The 17,000-nt window shown below is 63.5% G+C and carries 16 protein-coding genes; 7 read left to right on the forward strand and 9 right to left on the reverse strand.

Annotated features, from left to right (window positions below; translation table 11 throughout):
• Window positions 1-39: 39 nt before the first annotated feature.
• A complete protein-coding gene (locus FJ977_RS17535; RefSeq protein WP_140773359.1) occupies window positions 40-1,077 on the forward strand; it encodes an NAD(P)/FAD-dependent oxidoreductase in 1,038 nt (345 codons plus the stop codon).
• A gap of 102 nt (window positions 1,078-1,179) precedes the next feature.
• Here FJ977_RS17535 and FJ977_RS17540 read toward each other — a convergent pair whose 3' ends face one another.
• Window positions 1,180-2,655 (reverse strand): MDR family MFS transporter, encoded by a 1,476-nt coding sequence (locus FJ977_RS17540; protein WP_140773944.1) that lies wholly within the window; start codon window positions 2,653-2,655, stop codon window positions 1,180-1,182.
• Window positions 2,656-2,887: 232 nt separating this feature from the next.
• A complete protein-coding gene (locus FJ977_RS17545) occupies window positions 2,888-3,511 on the reverse strand; it encodes a DUF922 domain-containing Zn-dependent protease (RefSeq protein ID WP_181179920.1) in 624 nt (207 codons plus the stop codon).
• A gap of 99 nt (window positions 3,512-3,610) precedes the next feature.
• Between FJ977_RS17545 and folP the strand changes: the two genes are divergently transcribed.
• The 3 genes from folP to folK all read left to right on the forward strand — a co-directional run bounded on the left by folP (window position 3,611) and on the right by folK (window position 5,423).
• Window positions 3,611-4,495 carry a dihydropteroate synthase gene (gene folP, locus FJ977_RS17550; protein ID WP_140773363.1) on the forward strand — a complete coding sequence of 295 codons (885 nt, stop codon included), beginning with the start codon at window positions 3,611-3,613 and terminating at the stop codon, window positions 4,493-4,495.
• 72 nt (window positions 4,496-4,567) lie between these two features.
• On the forward strand, window positions 4,568-4,927 hold the full coding sequence (gene folB, locus FJ977_RS17555; protein WP_056576709.1) for a dihydroneopterin aldolase: 360 nt from the start codon (window positions 4,568-4,570) through the stop codon (window positions 4,925-4,927).
• The gene (folK, locus tag FJ977_RS17560) at window positions 4,911-5,423 is read left to right on the forward strand and encodes a 2-amino-4-hydroxy-6-hydroxymethyldihydropteridine diphosphokinase (protein ID WP_140773365.1); all 513 of its coding nucleotides are present in this window, start codon (window positions 4,911-4,913) and stop codon (window positions 5,421-5,423) included. Before folB ends, folK begins: the two co-directional genes overlap by 17 nt.
• 44 nt (window positions 5,424-5,467) lie before the next feature.
• On the opposite strand, the gene FJ977_RS17565 is transcribed toward folK, so the two are convergent.
• Window positions 5,468-6,013, reverse strand: coding sequence for a DUF924 family protein (locus FJ977_RS17565; RefSeq protein ID WP_140773367.1), 546 nt, complete (start codon window positions 6,011-6,013; stop codon window positions 5,468-5,470).
• A gap of 14 nt (window positions 6,014-6,027) precedes the next feature.
• The gene (locus tag FJ977_RS17570; RefSeq protein ID WP_140773369.1) at window positions 6,028-7,863 is read right to left on the reverse strand and encodes a monovalent cation:proton antiporter-2 (CPA2) family protein; all 1,836 of its coding nucleotides are present in this window, start codon (window positions 7,861-7,863) and stop codon (window positions 6,028-6,030) included.
• A gap of 343 nt (window positions 7,864-8,206) precedes the next feature.
• On the opposite strand from FJ977_RS17570, the gene FJ977_RS17575 reads away from it, so the two are divergent.
• On the forward strand, window positions 8,207-8,473 hold the full coding sequence (locus FJ977_RS17575) for a hypothetical protein (protein ID WP_019858327.1): 267 nt from the start codon (window positions 8,207-8,209) through the stop codon (window positions 8,471-8,473).
• A gap of 85 nt (window positions 8,474-8,558) precedes the next feature.
• Here the strand turns inward: FJ977_RS17575 and FJ977_RS17580 are convergent, their stop codons facing one another.
• From FJ977_RS17580 to FJ977_RS17595, 4 genes are all read right to left on the reverse strand, one after another.
• Window positions 8,559-9,110 (reverse strand): hypothetical protein, encoded by a 552-nt coding sequence (locus FJ977_RS17580; protein ID WP_140773370.1) that lies wholly within the window; start codon window positions 9,108-9,110, stop codon window positions 8,559-8,561.
• A gap of 123 nt (window positions 9,111-9,233) precedes the next feature.
• Window positions 9,234-10,319 carry a YcjF family protein gene (locus FJ977_RS17585; protein WP_140773372.1) on the reverse strand — a complete coding sequence of 362 codons (1,086 nt, stop codon included), beginning with the start codon at window positions 10,317-10,319 and terminating at the stop codon, window positions 9,234-9,236.
• Window positions 10,316-11,794 (reverse strand): YcjX family protein, encoded by a 1,479-nt coding sequence (locus FJ977_RS17590; RefSeq protein WP_140773374.1) that lies wholly within the window; start codon window positions 11,792-11,794, stop codon window positions 10,316-10,318. Before FJ977_RS17590 ends, FJ977_RS17585 begins: the two co-directional genes overlap by 4 nt.
• A gap of 76 nt (window positions 11,795-11,870) precedes the next feature.
• Window positions 11,871-12,374, reverse strand: a complete 504-nt coding sequence (locus FJ977_RS17595; protein ID WP_140773376.1) for a histidine phosphatase family protein — start codon at window positions 12,372-12,374, stop codon at window positions 11,871-11,873.
• 273 nt (window positions 12,375-12,647) lie between these two features.
• Here FJ977_RS17595 and dksA point away from each other — a divergent pair, with 273 nt between their 5' ends.
• Window positions 12,648-13,064: an RNA polymerase-binding protein DksA gene (gene dksA, locus FJ977_RS17600; RefSeq protein WP_006202025.1), complete on the forward strand. Its 417-nt coding sequence runs from the start codon at window positions 12,648-12,650 to the stop codon at window positions 13,062-13,064.
• A 158-nt stretch (window positions 13,065-13,222) separates the two neighbouring features.
• On the opposite strand, the gene FJ977_RS17605 is transcribed toward dksA, so the two are convergent.
• Window positions 13,223-13,987, reverse strand: coding sequence for a flagellar biosynthetic protein FliO (locus tag FJ977_RS17605; protein WP_140773378.1), 765 nt, complete (start codon window positions 13,985-13,987; stop codon window positions 13,223-13,225).
• Between the two features lie 327 nt (window positions 13,988-14,314).
• Here FJ977_RS17605 and FJ977_RS17610 point away from each other — a divergent pair, with 327 nt between their 5' ends.
• On the forward strand, window positions 14,315-16,891 hold the full coding sequence (locus FJ977_RS17610; protein WP_140773380.1) for a PAS domain-containing sensor histidine kinase: 2,577 nt from the start codon (window positions 14,315-14,317) through the stop codon (window positions 16,889-16,891).
• Window positions 16,892-17,000 lie beyond the last annotated feature (109 nt).

The following is a 17,000-nucleotide window of genomic DNA, read 5'->3' on the forward strand; positions in this document are numbered from 1 at the left end:
CTCATGCAGTCTCGCCCCATTCCCAAGGGGACACACAGCATGACCGAAACAATCAAGACGGATGTCCTCATTGTCGGAGCGGGGCCTGTCGGGCTGTTTGCCGTGTTCGAACTCGGCCTGATCGACATGAAGTGCCACCTGATCGACATTCTCGACAAGCCAGGCGGCCAATGCGCGGAGCTCTATCCGGAAAAGCCGATCTACGACATTCCCGGTTGGCCTTCGATCTCGGCGCAAGGACTTGTGGACAAGCTGCTCGAACAGATCCACCCGTTCAAGCCTGACTTCACCTACAACCGCATGGTCTCCAGCCTGGAGAAGCTGGAGGATGGCAGCTTTCGCGTGACCACGGACGAGAACGAGGTGTTCGAGGCCAAGGTGGTGGTCATCGCCGCTGGCGGCGGCTCGTTCCAGCCGAAGCGCCCGCCGATTCCGGGCATCGAGCCCTACGAGGGCAAGAGCGTCTTTTATTCGGTGCGCCGGATGGAGGATTTTCGCGGCCATGACCTGGTCATCGTCGGCGGCGGCGACTCGGCGCTGGACTGGACGCTGAACCTGCAGCCTGTGGCGAAAAGCGTGACGCTGGTCCACCGGCGCCCTGAATTCCGCGCCGCGCCCGACAGCGTCAACAAGATGTACGCCATGCAGGAGATGAAGCAGCTGGAATTCAGGGTCGGCCAGGTGACCGGCCTCGCCGGCGCCGACGGCCAGCTGTCATCGGCCACCATCAAGGGCGGTCCGGACGGCGATATCGAAGTGCCATGCACACGCATGCTGCCCTTCTTCGGCTTGACCATGAAGCTTGGCCCGATCGCGGAATGGGGGCTCAATCTCCACGAGAACCTGATTCCGGTCGACACCGAGAAGTTCCAGACATCGGTGCCCGGCATTTTCGCGGTCGGCGACATCAACTGGTATCCGGGCAAGCTGAAGCTGATCCTGTCGGGCTTCCATGAAGTGGCGCTGATGGCGCAGGCCGCCAAGCGCATCATCAGCCCCGGCGAACGCATCGTGTTCCAGTACACGACCTCGTCCACGAGCCTGCAGAAGAAGCTCGGCGTGGTGGACGCGTCCTAGGGCGTTTCACCGTTTCGCGGAAACGGGAAGACGCCCTATCTCCTTGATTTTATGCAATTCCCAGGAGAAGGCGCTTCTCATTTTTGTTGGAATAGCTCCAGTCTAGTCCGCCAGTACCGGAGCCTCGGGCCGGCCGCGCAGCGGCTTTTCCGGCATCAGGCTGAGCGTCAGAAGCGCCAGTACCAGCATGACCACGGCGGCGGCGAAGATCACCCAGAACGCCGAAGTCCCAGCCACGGCTCCGCCCGTCTGGGCGCCTTCGCCAGCCAGCGGCAGGCCGTTGCCCAGCGCGACGGCACCGAGGATAGCCACGCCGAGCGCGCTGCCCAGCGAGCGCAGGAACGTCATCACGCCGGTGGCGACGCCGAGATGCTTGGGGTCGACCGCGTTCTGGACCGACACCGTGGCGACCGGAAAGGTGGTGCCGCTGCCAATGCCGATGCATGTCGTCAGGATCTCGACGACCAGCAGCGAGGCGTGCCCGGCCACAAGCGTGAGGATGCCGAGACACACGGCGGCGAAGGCCAACCCGATCATGGCGATCCGCTTGTAGTGGACGAAGCGTGGAATTGTGCGCCCGCTGAATGTCGCGCCGGCAACCGTGCCCAGCATCAGCCCCAGCAGGGCGGTGCCGGATTCGCTCGCCGACAAGCCGATGACCGATTGCAGGTAGACCGGCAGATAGACCGACAGCCCGATATTGGAGGCCTGCAGGAGGAACAGGGAAAGCGTGCCCCCGAGAACGATCGGATTGGAGAGCACTTCGAGCGAGATCAGCGGCTCGGAAGCGCGCAACAGCCGCAGCGCGAACGCACACCAGATGATGGCCGAACTCGCCACCAGCCCGAGGATTTCTCGCGACAGCCATGGATACTCGCTGCCACCCCAATTCAAGGCAAGAAGCAGTAGGGCGGTGGCCGCGATCAAAAGCAGCGCGCCAAGTCCGTCTATGCGATGCCGCTTTGCCGCGACCGGCAGCTTCCTCAGCGGCTTGTTGATGATGGCCATCGCGGCGATGCCGAGCGGGATGTTGATCCAGAAGATCAGCGACCAGTGCAGGTGCTCGGCGAAGGTGCCGCCCAACAGTGGCCCGGCAATGCTGGCGACCGCCCAGGTGCCCGAAATCCAGGCCGCGTACCGTGCTCGCTCTCGCGGCGGCACAAGGTCTCCGATCACGGTTTGCGCCAGGGCGAACAGGCCACCGCCGCCGGCGCCCTGGATGGCGCGCCCGACCACCAGCATGAACATGTTGGGAGCCATCGCGCTGACAAGCGATCCCAGGAGGAAGATCAGGATCGCGGCATAGACCGTTGGCCGCCGGCCATAGACGTCCGAGATCTTGCCGTAGAGCGGCGCCATGGCGGTCGCGGTCAGCAGGTAGCCGGTGACGATCCAGGGCAGGTATTGCGCATGGCCTAGCGCATGGCCGATGGTCGGCATGGCGGGCGCGACGATGGTCTGGTCGAGCGCCGCCAGCAGCATCGACAAAAGCACGCCGCCGATGATGGCGTTCTTCTCGGCTTCGGTCAGTGGCGTTGCCGCAGCCGCGATGGTCTGCTTGTCGACAGCCTGGTCCATAAGTCTTTTGTCCATGTGCTTGCGCGCCGTCCGGGGCACCGATAGGGCTTGTCTGGTGGGTGCGCCGCGCGATCGGCCGTGATGCCCGTGCTTGGAGGGTTGTGCCCTGCCAACCCGTGATATGTCGTTCCGTATAGGCCGATTTCGACTGCCGTTCGAAAATTTTTCGAAGCTGGCACTACGCTTCGGCCCGGTTGGCTTGCGTCGGCGCCACTCAGTGCGCCCACGAAATTCAGGCCGGCGGCAGCTGGCCATTCTGCATGCGCTCGATGCGATAGCGCATGAGCCGCAGGATACGGCTTTCGAAATTGACGCTTTCGACGCGGTCGAACTGCACCTGGGCGCGGTCGTGCCTGGCGAGGACGGCGGCGGTGATCTCGGCAGCCTTTGCCTTGGCCGCATCGCAATCCTTCTGCGGATAGGTCGCCTTCAGCGCGTCTTCGAGCTCGCGGGCATGATTCTTGGCGATCTCGACATGGCGTTCTTCGTGACGCTTGATGTCGGCAGCCAGCGTATCCCAGAACAGCTTGACATCGGCATCCGCCTTGCGCGGGCGGCGCCATTCCGGAAGGATTACCTTGACCTTGAGGGTCACGACCGCGTCGGCGATCCGGCAGGAGCCAGCCTGCCGGGCGTAGCTGATACGGGTGGTGAAGGCCATCTGGGTGGCGCCGGGGTGGCGCGAGCCCGTGCTTTTGACCTGCGGCCCATGTTTGGAGAGCTGCTTCTCGATATCCTCGAGCGTGCTGCCGCCAATGGAAAAATAGCTGTATGTCTTCACCAAATTGGCCGCGCCCGCTGGAATGGCGGTCGTCACAGCAAGCAGCAGCGCGCAGAGCAGGGTTCGTTTCATCATATTGCCTCTTCGACCACCTTGCTTTACGGCCGTTGCCAACGCAACGGAATTGATCCTTTGCGGATCACACATCATTGATGAGCCCATGGTTGATGAGCAATGACGGCGGGGCGATGGCAGCTGGCCCATGGACGCCATCTCGACCTTGGCCGCAAGGCCGTGGTCGTCGGGATCCTCAACGTCACCCCCGACAGCTTTTCCGACGGTGGCCTGTTTGATGGTCCCGAGGCGGCACTGGCCCAGGCGCGTCGCATGGTCGGCGAAGGGGCTCGGATCATCGATGTTGGTGGGGAATCGACCCGGCCGGGCGGCGCCGCAATATCGGCCAGCGAGGAGCAGGCGCGTATCCTGCCGGTGATCGAGGCGCTGGCGCGTTCCGGCGAGGTGCTGATTTCGGTCGATACCTATCGTGCCGAGACGGCGCGGCTTGCGGTGGCTGCCGGCGCGCATATCGTCAACGATGTCTGGGGTTTGCAGCGCGAGCCCGACATTGCGCGGGTCGCCGCCGAAACCGGTGCCGGGCTCATCATCATGCATACTGGCCGGGATCGAGAAAAATTGCCCGACGTGATCGCCGATCAATTCGCCTTCCTGGAGAAATCGCTGGAGATCGCCCGTCGGAACGGCGTTGCGGACGATCGCATCGTGCTTGACCCCGGCTTCGGCTTCGCCAAGGAGACGTCTGAGGACAATCTCGACCTGATGGCGCGTTTTGCAGAGCTTCATGCGCTTGGCTTTCCGCTGATGGCCGGCACCTCGCGAAAACGCTTCATCGGCACCGTCACCGGCCGCGATGCGGCCGACCGTGCCGCCGGGACGGCGGCGACCAGCGTCATTCTCAGGCTCAAGGGCGCGCATCTGTTTCGCGTCCATGATGTCGCAATCAACGTGGACGCGCTGGCCGTGGCGGATGCTATGCTGGCGCGTGAAACCGCCGCATCGGCCCGAAAATCGGAATCGATTTTCGGAAAGCGCGGTGCATAGATTCAAAAGTGTTAGAGCGTACTTTGTGCGTCCAAGTGGAACGCAAGTCGCTCTAGATCGGGACGCTGAGCCATGTATGTCATCCGCTTGAAGAACTGCGCCTTCTTTGCACGGCATGGCGTGCTCGACGAGGAGGAGGCGCTTGGCCAGCGTTTTTACGTCGACGCGGTGCTGTCGGTCGAACCCGGCCGCGCGCTTGTCGACGATGCCATCGGGGAAACCGTCAACTATGGCATTGCCTTCACGGTGATCGAGAAGATCATCACCGGCGAGCGGCGCTTCCTGATCGAGGCCCTGGCAATGGAAGTGGCAAAGGCGCTGACGGAGCGATTTCCCCAGATCAAGAGAGCCGAAATCACCGTGCGCAAGCCGAACGCGCCGGTGCCTGGCGTGCTCGATTATGTCGAGGTGACCGTTGTCTGGCCGGAGTAACACCGTCTACCTCAGCCTCGGCGGCAATCTGGGCGACCCGGCTGCCTCGATGGCAGCGGCATTGCGTATTCTCGATGCCGATGCGGACACGCGCGTCGCCGCCGTTTCTTCGCTCTACCGCACGCCGCCCTGGGGCAAGCTCGATCAGCCGGATTTCCTCAACGCCGCCGCCGAACTGTCGACCCAGCTCTCGCCGCGGGCGCTGCTCGATCTCTGCCTCGATGCCGAGCGAAAGCTGAAGCGGGTGCGTGAGGAGCGCTGGGGGCCGCGGCTGATCGATATCGACATTCTGGTGTTCGGCGACCGCATCATCCATGAGACCGGCCTGGAAGTGCCACATCCGCGCATGCTGGAGCGCGCCTTCGTGCTGGCGCCGCTGGCTGAGATCGCGCCGGATCTTGCCGTCGGCGGGCGAAGCGTGTCGGAGCGCTTGGGCGCCGTTGACGCCGCCGGCATCGAGCGATTGCCATCCGGCCGTGACTGGTGGTTGCGCTGAAGCTTTCCCTTGGGATTGCGCCAAAGCAAAGAGACAGACAGGCGTCAGCCCGAGAACCCACCTGCGTCCAGGAATGCCTTTTCCTCCGCCGTGGTTTCGCGGCCAAGCAAGCTGTTGCGGTGCGGAAAGCGGCCGAAGCGCTGGATGATGTCGCGATGCTCCAGTGCGTATTTCAGGTTGAACTCGGCCCTGGCGGTGTGCAGTTCGACCGAAATGTCCTGGTCGGCAAGGTTTTCTGCATGTTCGAACGGCAAATACAGGAACACGCGGAGTTCGGGTTCCAGCGCCAGATCATGCCCGGCGGCGACCGCCTTCCGAGCAAAATGCCTGGCCAGCGAGTCGGTGGCGAACATGTGGCCGGTACCGCGAAAACAATTGCGCGGAAACTGGTCGAGCAGGATCATCAGCGCCAGCGAGCCTTCGGCGTGTTCTGACCAGTCATCGCATTCGCGCCGCGCGGCGGCGTAGTGCAGATCAAGAAAGCGGTCGCGGAAACCGGCATCGAAGGCATCGTTTTTCTCGAACCATGCATCCTCGCCGGCATCACGCCAGAATTTGGTGACCGACAGGGCCCTGTTGTCCAATCCCATGCATGCTTCCCTGTTCAATCGGCGGTTTCGGGTTTGTGCAGAACGCCGGCCGTCTCTTCATTGAGTGCCTGGCCGGGGCGGCGCGGCGTGGAGAGCGGTGTCGGAATCGGCGTGCCGATATTGCCCCGCAAGAAGCGTTGTCCGGCGCGGATGCCTTCGGCGAGCTGGGTTTCGAAGCGGTCGGTGTCGCGGCGCCTGACGTCTTCGATCGTTTCAGCCACGTCTTCGGGATCAACCCCAAGCGATTCCAGGGCCGAGCCACCGAAAACCAGGGCCGATTCGAAGGTCTCACGCAGCTGATAGTCGACGCCGGCGCGAATGAGCTGCAGCGCGGTGCCGCGGTCGAAAGCCCGGGCCAGCACTGTAAGCAGCGGAAATTCGGCCTTGATCAGCTGGGCAATGCGAACAGCCGCATCGGCCTTGTCGACACAGATCAGCACCGCGCGTGCCCGGCCGGCGCCGGCCGCATGCAGGATATCCAGCCGCGTGCCGTCGCCATAATAGACCTTGAAGCCGAAATCGGCCGCAGCCTGGATCATCTCGACATCATTGTCGATGATCGAGACGTCTATGCCGCGCAGCAGCAGCGGCTGGCTGGCGATCTGGCCGAAGCGTCCGAAGCCGATGATCAGCACGCTGCCGGTCAGGCCGTCGGCGACATCGACCCCGTCGAGCGATTGCTCGTCGCGCGGGGTGACATAGCGCAAGGCGATGATCGCCAGCGGCGTCAGGACCATGGAGATGATGACGATCGCCGTCAGGGTCGCGTTGGCCTGGCCGTCGATGATACCAACGGCAGCGGCGGCTGAGTAGAGGACGAAGGCGAATTCACCACCTTGCGCCATGAAGACGGCGCGTTCGAGCGCTTCGCGATGGCCGGTCTTGAGGATGCGGGCGACGATGTAGATGCCAAGCGCCTTCATCACCATGTAGGCGACGACATAGACGGCGATCAGCTTCCAGTTCGCGGCCACCACATGCAGATCGAGCGACATGCCGACGGCAAGGAAGAACAGGCCAAGCAGGATGCCGCGGAACGGTTCGATGTCGGCTTCGAGCTGATGGCGGAAGGTCGATTCGGACAGAAGAACGCCGGCCAGGAACGCTCCCATCGCCATCGACAGGCCGCTGAGCTGCATGGCGAGTGCCGATCCGAGCACGACCAGAAGGGCCGCCGCCGTCATCACTTCGCGGGCACGGGCATCCGCCAGGATGCGGAAGAAGGGATTGAGCAGGTAGCGTCCGGCCAGCACCAGTCCGACGATCGCCGCAAGACCGATGCCGACCTCGGTCAGTCTTTCCGACAGGCTGGTGTCGGCGCCGCCCGGCGCCAGGAACGCGATCAGGGCCAGCAGCGGCACGATGGCCAGATCTTCCAGCAGTAGGATGGAGACGATGCGCTGGCCTTTCGGCGAGGCGATTTCCCCGCGCTCCTCCAGAAGCTGCATGACGATCGCAGTCGAGGTCAGCACGAAACCGGCTCCGGCTACGAAGGATTGCGAGATCGAAAAACCTCCGGCCATTCCCACGCCGGTCAGAAGGACAGCGCAGATCCCGACCTGGAGTGCGCCGAGGCCGAAGATTTCGCGCCGCAGGCCCCATAGCCGCGACGGCTGCATTTCCAGTCCGATGATGAACAGGAACATGACGACGCCGAGTTCGGCGACGTGGAGGATGGCGCCCGATTCGGAAAAGACGCCGATGCCGAACGGACCGATCACCACACCGGCGGCCAGATAGCCAAGGATCGAGCCGAGACCCATGCGCTTGAAGATCGGGACGGCGACGACCCCCGCGGCAAGCAGCGCCACCACCTGAATGAGATCGCTGCCTGATGTTTCTACCGCCATTCCCACCGTTCCGTTTGTTCGAGGACCGCGGCCGATGCGGTCAAAACCGTGGCGCCGCGCGGATCGAGGGATGCGCTGGGCCACCGTAGTACTTTGATTTTGCGCATGATCCGATCAGAAAATCGATTCCGATTTTCAGGTCTCGCGCCTGGCCGGAAGGATAGGGGTTTCGGTGCGGATCGAACAGCCTGAATCCAGCCCGGACAATATTGCAGGCGCGTTACACAAGTTGAGGCTGAGGCCGCGTTGCATCTTGCCATAATCGAGCGTTAGAGCACGCTCGGCTTCGGCCATTAGAGGGTGAGCGACGATCAAGTCGCGCCCTTTTGAGGAGATGACTGACATGAAGAAGTTTTTGCTTGTTGCCGTCGGCCTGGCGGTGCTTGCCGGCTCGGCCTGCTCGAAGGCACCGGAATGCACGGCCGAGATCGCGACCAAGAAGGCGCAGGACATGGCTGCCGCACTGCAGGAAGCGATCACCAAGGACCCGTCCAAGGCAGCTGACCTGACCGCCAAGGTCCAGGCGGTGACAACCAAGTACCAGGGCACCACGACACTTGCCGACGCCTGCAAGGCCTATGACGAGGTGACGGCAGCGATCAAGGGCTGACGCCCCGTTCGACTGTTTCAAAGGAGGCGGTGGCGATGGGCTGCCGCCTCTTTGTTTTTGAGGTGTATTACGGCGCGATGCGCGCTCAGTTCGGCGCGATGGAGCCGACTTCGACGGCATCGACGCGCTTCAGGTTCATGCCGATGACCGGCACCAACTGGTCCTGGACACGCACGGCAACCGTCACGGTCATCGAATTGTCGTCGGGAATGCGGGCCTGCATGACGCCGCGCAACTGGTTCCGGTTGATGGTGAAGACCACTTTGCGGGCGTCGACAACATTGCCGCCGATGATATCGAGGCCTGCACCGGCCGAGCCGCCCATGAAGGAGCCCTTGTAGTCGCGGCCCTTGCGCTCGATCTTGGCCGACATCGGCTGGGTAAACACGCCGACCCGGCAGCCGCCGTCCAGCGTCATCCCCGTCTTGCCGTCGGGCGTGGAGCCGGTGAAACTGCAGTTGAATTTCGTGCCCTTGTACTTGCCGGCGATGATTTCGCCCGGACCGACCCATTTGCCTTCGGCCGACTGGAAGAACTGCTTGTCCGGCTCCGCGGCGGAAGCCTCCGAGGCGACACCGACGACTGCTGTGATCGCGACGGCCAGGGGCAAGACGCTGGACAGAATTACGCTTTTCATCGACGACACCCGGCAACAAAGAGGCTGTTTGGAACCGGTTTGACCATGAAGAAGATTGGTTAATGCTTCGTCACCGCAGGGCGTCGAAACCGCAATCGGCTCATCGTCCGGAAGAACAGGACGCTATTTGCCGGAGCCCGTCGTTTCGGTGTCCTTCTTCGCGGCGAACGATGTCAATGCAGAGAGAAAATCGCCCAGTCCAGGGCGTTTTGCCGCGCTGAAGGGCAGGGGGCGCGCCGTCTCCATCGCCGCGATGCCGATGCGCGCCGTCATCATGCCGTTGACGACACCCTCGCCAAGCTTTGCCGAAAGGCGCGCCGCCAGGCCGTGGCCGACGATCTGCTGGACGAAACTGTCGCCGACGGCGATCGAGCCGGTGACCGCCAGATGCGCCAGAACGCTGCGCGCCAGGCGGAAGAACCCCAGCGTTCCCGGCCGCCCGCCATAGAGTTCCGAAAGGCGGCGAATGAGGCGGCCTGCCTCGAACACGACATAGGCGACATCGACGAGCGCACGCGGGCTGACCGCCGTTACCAGCGAGACGCGTTTGGCGGCCTCGAGGATCATCACCTTGGCCCTGGCATCGAGGGGGCCAAGGATTTCCGCTTCCGCCAGGCGCACAAGATTGCCGCCGTCGATGATTTCGCCGCGCAGTTCGGCCAGCGCGCGCCGGCCGGCCGCTGTTTCCGGCTTGGCCGCGACGAAAGCTGACAGCTCGTCGACCACCGATCGTGCCGCCTTTGGATCGTCGCGCGCGATGGCATCGAGCGCGCGCTTTTGCAGTTTTTCGACCTCGGCGAGGCGGGCGATCGCCAGGAACTCGCGGATCAGGATCACCAGGAGCGCCAGCAAGGCAACAACAGCCATGCCGGCAGCCAGCCAGCCCAGCCATTCGGCACGGGCGAAGAGGTCGCGTATCAGCTGGTCGGTCCACAGGCCGACCGCCAATGAAACCAGCACGCCCATGGCGCCGAAGAAGATGCTGCCCAACAGCGAGCGCTTTCTGGGGGCGATCGCCGGTGGCGGCTCGGCCGCAACAATGTCTGGCTCATCGAAAACATCGATCTCCGCCGGTATGACCAGCGCGACATCTGCCTTGAGCGCACGGGGTTTGCGCGAAGGCTCGGCCTGGCGCGCTTCTGGCGCATGCTGTGTTGGCGTGGCTTCCGGCTCGATGTGGAAGGCCGCCGGCTTGCGGGGCGCGGTCATGCCAGATGATCTCCGATCAGGAACTGCAAGGCACGGTCGAGCCTGATATGAGGCAAGGACAGGGTGACGCCCTCGGCCGTGCGTTCGAGCTTTGGCGGACGGAACCGGACAAAGCGGATTGCCGGGTCCGTGGAATCCTGCCTGTGGTCGGGCCCGGAGATGTCGAACAGCGCATCAATCTTCTCCGGTAAATCACCGGGAAATATGGCGGTTTCGGTCTTTCCGTCAAACGTCTCGCCGTTGATCTTCTCGCCGGCGATCGGCGTGCCGATAATGACCGGCAACGTCTCGCGGCCTTGCTTGACCGTGCCTTCTCGGGTCGCACGCACCGCCGCCATGGCCACCACGTCGACGTCGGCGCCGGTGAAGTTTGCCCGTGCCACGGCGCGGTCGGCCAACCGCCGTACGATTGCCTGCAACCGGTCATGGCTTTCATGGTGCAGGTGGTCGGCCTTCGTCGCGGCGACCAGGATGCGGTCGATGCGCCGGGAAAAGAGGTCGGTGAGGAAGCTGCCCCGGCCGGGACGAAAGCAGCTTAGAATTTCGGTCACGGCGCGCTCGAGATCGGCCATGGCGCCAGGGCCGGCATTCAGCGCCTGCATGGCATCGATCAGCACGATCTGGCGGTCCAGCCGCGTGATGTGTTCGCGGAAGAAAGGTTTGACGACATGCGTCTTGTAAGCCTCGTAGCGCCTGTCCATCATGGCATGCAGCGACCCCGGGCGTGGACGCCTGTCGCCGAGGCCTGCCAGCGGCGCGAAAGTCAGCGCGGGGGAGCCTTCGAGATCGCCGGGCATCAGGAAACGGCCCGGCGGCAGGGTCGAAAGCGCCCGCTCGTCGAGCTTGCAGGCCTTGAGATAGGCGGCGAAGCTTTCGGCCAGGCGGCGTGCCGTCATCTCGTCGGCGTCGGCATTCGGGTCGATCCGAGCCGAGATCTCCCGCCAAGCCTGCGACAGATCCTCCCGCACCGGCAAGGCGGCCATCTCGATGGCCTCGCGTGAAAAATCGGTGAAGGATTTGCCGAGCAGCGGTAGGTCGAGCAGCCATTCGCCGGGGTAGTCGACGATGTCGACCGACAATTTGCCGGAAGAGAACATGCGGCTCCAGCCGGAGGCCGATTCGTATTCGATGGTCAGCCGCAGTTCAGAAATGGCGCGTGTCGAATCGGGCCAGACGCGGTCGTTGACCAATGCGGCGATGTGGTCCTCGTATTGGAAGCGCGGGACGGCATCATCCGGCTGCTCTTCAAGGAAGGCGCGCGCGATGCGCCCGGATTTCTGTGCCTCGAACAATGGCAGGCGTCCGCCGTGGATCAGATTGTGGACCAGCGCGGAGATGAATACCGTCTTGCCGGCGCGGGAAAGGCCTGTAACGCCCAGTCTCAACGATGGAGAAAAAAGCCCTGTGGCGCGTCCCGACAGCGTATCGAGGGCAATTCTTGCCTCGTCGGTGATAGTGGTTAGCGATGATGCCAAAATGTGCTCTCTCGGGCTTCGGTCCCTGCGATATAGGCTTTGGAACCAGGCTTTGAAATGGCGCCGGGAAGCGACACTAGAGATCGGCCGGTGTCAGAAACGCTTCGAGATAACCTGCTTCCTGGGCTAGCTTCGTCAGGTCGTCCAGGAAGCGCACGACTGCCAGGCCCGAAGTCGGGAAACCATGATTGAGCATTGCCCGCGCCGTCTCCTCGCCGTCGCCCGAGACCGCCATGGCAAGATCCTCCATCATCGGGTTGTGACCGATGACCAGCAGGGAACCCGGCCCGCCATGCTCCCGGATAAGGCGGAGATAGCCGGCCGCGTCTTCGCTGTAGAGCGTGTCGAAGAACAGCACCTTGCCGGTATCTGTCTGGCCGGCCAGTCCTTCGAGCGTCTCCCTGGCGCGCTTGGCGTTGGAGCACAATGTCAGGTCGGGGACATAGCCCCGTGACCGCATGGCCGTGCCCATGATCTCGGCATCGGCGCGGCCCGATGCGTCGAGCGGGCGATCGAAATCGCGCATGCCGGGCAGCGCCCAGCCGGCCTTGGCGTGTCGCAACAGATACAGCCTGCTCACCCAACCTCCAATGATGCCGAAAGCCGAAGCCGCACCGCGATTAGCCACGAGAAGAGCGGTTCGCACAATGGTCCCGCGTTCTCCCGCCAATGAATTGCATGGGACGGATGGCAAACGGTGGCTCGCTTTGGCCATGGAATCGGCTGCGGCTCGCTTCAGCGGCGGCCGCCGGCGTACTTTAACAATTGCGTGAGACGGTGGGCGATTGCGCTTGTGCAGGCGTCGACCGGCGAATATATAGGCGCCAAATTTGGGGCAGTTTGGGTGAGTCGAATGAACGACATCGTTACCGCCGATTACGTACCCTCCGAAGACGAGCCGTTCATGAACGAACGGCAGAAATCCTACTTCCGCCTAAAGCTCGTCACCTGGAAAAATGACATATTGCGCGAAGCGCGCGAAACTCTCGAAATCCTTCAGCAAGAAAACGCCAACCACCCTGACCTCGCCGACCGGGCCTCTTCGGAAACCGACCGCGCCATCGAGCTCAGGGCTCGTGATCGCCAGCGCAAGCTGATCTCAAAGATCGATTCGGCACTACAGCGCATCGATGAAGGCACTTACGGCTATTGCGAGGAAACCGGCGAGCCTATCGCGCTGAAGCGGCTCGATGCGCGTCCGATCGCAACCTTGTCGATCGAGGCGCAGGAACGGCATGAGCGCCGCGAAAAAGTCTATCGCGACGACTGACACATTGCTTCGGGGCTGCGGTTCCGGGCAGCTTCAACGAAGTTGATATCAAAATGGCCGGGGTTCCCGGCCATTTTTGGTTGGTGCTTGGCTGGGCCAAAACCGGGCGACAGCGCACTCGACCTTGGCCAGGTCGCCGGCCCCTGCTCAGGCGCTTGTCATCTCTTCTGGCTTGAAAGTTCGCCCAGAAGCTTGGTCATTTCATCGTCAAGCGATTGCGGCGCCTTGGCTGCCGGTTTGCCCACCGGGCCGCCGGAGCGGGGCTGGTCCAGCGAAACCTCGAGTTCCTTCATCAACGTGTCGTCGATGGTGTCCTGCCTTGGCGGCGGTGGCGGCGCGTGCCTAACGGCATTGGCGTTGGCGGAGCCGTAGGCAGGCAGTGGCGTGACGTTGGCCGACTGATAGGTTTGCGCCGCCGGCTTCGGTGCGGGCGCCGGGGCTGGCGGTGGCGCCGCCGGGCGCTGGCGGGCAGGCGGCGGTGCAGCGGTCATCGGCTGCGGAGGCGGAGGTGGTGCGGGACGTGCCGGCGCGGGAGCCGGCTGAGGCGGTCGCGATTTTGCTGCCGTGGCCGTGGCCGCCGGGACGGGCTGCAGGCCGCTATCTCCGGTCAGCGCCGGACGGCGGGGCGCAGCCAGACGGATGTCGCGTTCGACGACGACATCGGTCGGGCCGCCGATCAGAAGCAGATGCTCGATGTCGTCGCGGCGCACCAGCACCAGTCGTCGATGGCTGTCGACGGCCGTGGCGTCCATGACGGCAAGCCGCGTCTTGCGGTTCCGTCCACCGGCGACAAACGTACCGAAGGTCAGGTTGCGCACGAGCCTGATGATGACGAGCACGATGACCAGCAGGATCAGCGCCGCGAAAGTCCACAGGAGTGCCGCCGCATAACCAGGGCCTGCCACGCTATCCAGCCACTGCATTGGTTTCCCCTGATCGGTTTGGAAAGTGACGCGACACTAGACCGTTGCGGCTGGCCACCGCAAGTTGCCTTTCACGCATCGTGAACAGCTTGAAACACTCTACGGCCCGCAGGCATCATTTTTATCTGACATTTGCCGCCCGGGCCTTTTCCGGACTAGGAGAATGTGATTCAACCGGCTAAAGCGCGTCGCGCTGAAACGGATTCATGCGACGCGCTTCAGGTCCTTGTGTTTCATGCATGTCGTTTTCCCAAAACCGAAGTCATTTTTGGGCGACATGCATTAGGGGCGGGTGTCGGAACAGCGGACTTCACGAGCAGGGGGCATATGGCCAAGGAAGCGCGCGGCGATTTCTATCCGGTACCGATCGTCGACCAGAACACGCGACCGGGCGCGGTCACCCGGCTCATCATCTTCATCGTCGTTCTGACGGGGGCCGCGATCGTCTTCGGCCTGTTCCGCGAGCGCCTCGGCGATCCGTTCCTGCTCGGCATGCTGGGCGTGCTGGCGATGATCGGCGTCGGCTTTCTGTTCGCGACCGCGATCGGCTTCGTGCAGGTCACGCCGCGCTCGACCGGCGATGAGCTGTCCAAGGCTTTTGTCGATTCAATGTCGCAAGGCCTGCTGGTGACGGACACCAAGGGCCGCGTCGTCTACGCCAACCGGGCCTATGCTGATATGACCGGAGCCTCCTCGGCGGCCGACCTGAAGACGGTCGAAGGGCTGCTTTCGGATGTTCCCGAGGCCTCGGTGACCATTTACCGGCTGGCCTCCGGCCTGCGTGACGGCCAGCCGGGTGATGGCGAGTTTCGGCTGGCGCAATCGATCCGGCCCGGCGCCGAACCGGGTGCCCGCTGGTACAGGGCGCGCGCCCGAACCTTCAGCGTTCCGGGCCAGCGGTTGCCGATGCTGGCCTGGCAACTCGCCGACATTTCGCAGGAACGGGCCGAGCAGGAGCGTTTCTTCCTCGACCTGCAGAAGGCCATCGACCATCTCGACCATGCCCCGGCCGGTTTCTTTTCCGCCGACCAGGACGGTCGCGTCACCTACATCAACGCCACGCTCGCGGAGTGGCTTGGCATTGATCTCGCCAGTTTCACGCCCGGCGCCGTGACCTTGCCGGATATCGTTGCCGGTGACGGCATGGCGCTGGTGCGCTCGGTCAAGGCCGATCCCGGCACGACGCGCAACGCGGTCATCGATCTCGACCTGACAACGATGACGGGAGAGGCGCTGCCGGTGCGTTTCATGCATCGCGTTTCGGCCAGCCGCGAAGGTGTCGGCGGCCCGACGCGCACGATCGTGCTCAACCGCACGCAGGGCGAGGATGCGTCGGCCGATCTGCGCGCTTCGGAAGTGCGCTTCACCCGATTCTTCAATTCGACGCCGATGGCGATAGCGGGTGTCGATGCCAGCGGGCGCATCCTGCGCACCAATGCACCCTTCCTGTCGCTGTTTTCCTCGGTCGTCGACCGGGACGCCGTGGATCGCCGCGTGCGGCTCGATACGGTGATCCATGAGCGCGACCGGCCGGCCTTTGCCGCCGCATTCGAGAAAGCCCGCCAGCGGCAGGCCGACATCGAGCCGATCGACACCGTGCTTCCCGGCAACGAAGAGCGCCACATCCGGTTTTACGTCAACGCCGTCGCCGACGGCACCGGCGGCGAGGGCGCCGAGGAATCGGCCATCGTCTACGCCGTCGAGACGACCGAGCAGAAGGCACTCGAAGGGCAGATGGCGCAAAGCCAGAAGATGCAGGCGGTTGGCCAACTCGCCGGCGGCATCGCCCACGATTTCAACAATGTGCTGACCGCCATCATCATGGCTTCGGACCTGCTCCTGACCAATCACCGGCCGTCGGACCCGTCCTTCCCCGACATCATGAACATCAAGCAGAACGCCAACCGGGCCGCTTCACTGGTCAGGCAGTTGCTGGCCTTCTCGCGCAAGCAGACGCTGCGGCCCGAGGTGCTGAACCTGACCGACGTGCTTGCCGATCTCAGGATGTTGCTTGCCCGCCTGGTCGGCAATGACATCAAGCTGAAGGTCGACCACGGCCGCGACCTGTGGCCGGTCAAGGTCGATATCGGCCAGTTCGAGCAGGTGGTGGTCAATCTGGCGGTCAATGCGCGTGACGCGATGCCGGCCGGCGGCGATCTCACCGTGCGTACCCGCAACGTGACCGCCGAGGAGTGCAAGACCTTCCCCTACCGCGAACTTGCCGCGGCCGACTACGTCGTGGTCGAAGTCGAGGATACAGGCAGCGGCATCGCGCCTGATGTGCTGAAGAAGATCTTCGAGCCGTTCTTCACAACCAAGGAGGTCGGCAAGGGCACGGGCCTTGGCCTGTCCATGGTCTACGGCATCATCAAGCAGACCGGCGGCTTCATTTTCTGCGATTCCGAAGTCGGCAAGGGGTCGACCTTCCGCATCTTCCTGCCGCGTCATATCGCGGAAGCGAAAAAGGCAGCCGAGCCCGGTGAAGCGCCAAGCGCCGCGCCGGTCAAGCCGGTCGACAGCACCAAGGACCTGTCCGGGTCGGCCACGGTCCTGCTGGTCGAGGACGAGGACGCCGTGCGCATGGGCGGCGTGCGGGCACTGACCTCGCGCGGCTATACCGTGCACGAGGCATCGTCCGGCGTCGAGGCGCTGGAAGTGTTCGAAGCGCTGGGCGGCAAGGTCGACATCGTCGTCTCCGACGTGGTGATGCCCGAAATGGACGGGCCGACCCTGCTTGGCGAATTGCGCAAGCGCCAGCCCGACATCAAGTTCGTCTTCGTGTCGGGATATGCCGAGGACGCATTCGCCAGGAACCTGCCGGCCGAGGCGCATTTCGGCTTCCTGCCGAAGCCGTTCTCGCTCAAGCAGCTGGCAACAATCGTCAAGGACATGCTCGAATCCTAGAGCGCCTCAAGTTGGAAACGGATCCATGCGCCGTGCTTCGGGTCTTTGCTTTTGCGCACGGCGTTCGCCCAAGCGGGGGTCGCTTTTGGACGACATGCATTAGGCGCTT

The sequence above is a fragment of the Mesorhizobium sp. B2-1-3A genome, from assembly GCF_006442655.1.
In the GTDB taxonomy this organism is placed as follows: Bacteria; Pseudomonadota; Alphaproteobacteria; order Rhizobiales; family Rhizobiaceae; genus Mesorhizobium.

Bases quoted from the DNA above. Each gene is read 5' to 3' on its own strand.
- FJ977_RS17535 (WP_140773359.1), top strand. From the start codon at position 40: ATGACCGAAACAATCAAGACGGATGTCCTCATTGTCGGAGCGGGGCCT.
- FJ977_RS17540 (WP_140773944.1), bottom strand. From the start codon at position 2,655: ATGGACCAGGCTGTCGACAAGCAGACCATCGCGGCTGCGGCAACGCCA.
- FJ977_RS17545 (WP_181179920.1), bottom strand. From the start codon at position 3,511: ATGATGAAACGAACCCTGCTCTGCGCGCTGCTGCTTGCTGTGACGACC.
- folP (WP_140773363.1), top strand. From the start codon at position 3,611: ATGACGGCGGGGCGATGGCAGCTGGCCCATGGACGCCATCTCGACCTT.
- folB (WP_056576709.1), top strand. From the start codon at position 4,568: ATGTATGTCATCCGCTTGAAGAACTGCGCCTTCTTTGCACGGCATGGC.
- FJ977_RS17565 (WP_140773367.1), bottom strand. From the start codon at position 6,013: ATGGGATTGGACAACAGGGCCCTGTCGGTCACCAAATTCTGGCGTGAT.
- FJ977_RS17570 (WP_140773369.1), bottom strand. From the start codon at position 7,863: ATGGCGGTAGAAACATCAGGCAGCGATCTCATTCAGGTGGTGGCGCTG.
- FJ977_RS17575 (WP_019858327.1), top strand. From the start codon at position 8,207: ATGAAGAAGTTTTTGCTTGTTGCCGTCGGCCTGGCGGTGCTTGCCGGC.
- FJ977_RS17580 (WP_140773370.1), bottom strand. From the start codon at position 9,110: ATGAAAAGCGTAATTCTGTCCAGCGTCTTGCCCCTGGCCGTCGCGATC.
- FJ977_RS17585 (WP_140773372.1), bottom strand. From the start codon at position 10,319: ATGACCGCGCCCCGCAAGCCGGCGGCCTTCCACATCGAGCCGGAAGCC.
- dksA (WP_006202025.1), top strand. From the start codon at position 12,648: ATGAACGACATCGTTACCGCCGATTACGTACCCTCCGAAGACGAGCCG.
- FJ977_RS17605 (WP_140773378.1), bottom strand. From the start codon at position 13,987: ATGCAGTGGCTGGATAGCGTGGCAGGCCCTGGTTATGCGGCGGCACTC.
- FJ977_RS17610 (WP_140773380.1), top strand. From the start codon at position 14,315: ATGGCCAAGGAAGCGCGCGGCGATTTCTATCCGGTACCGATCGTCGAC.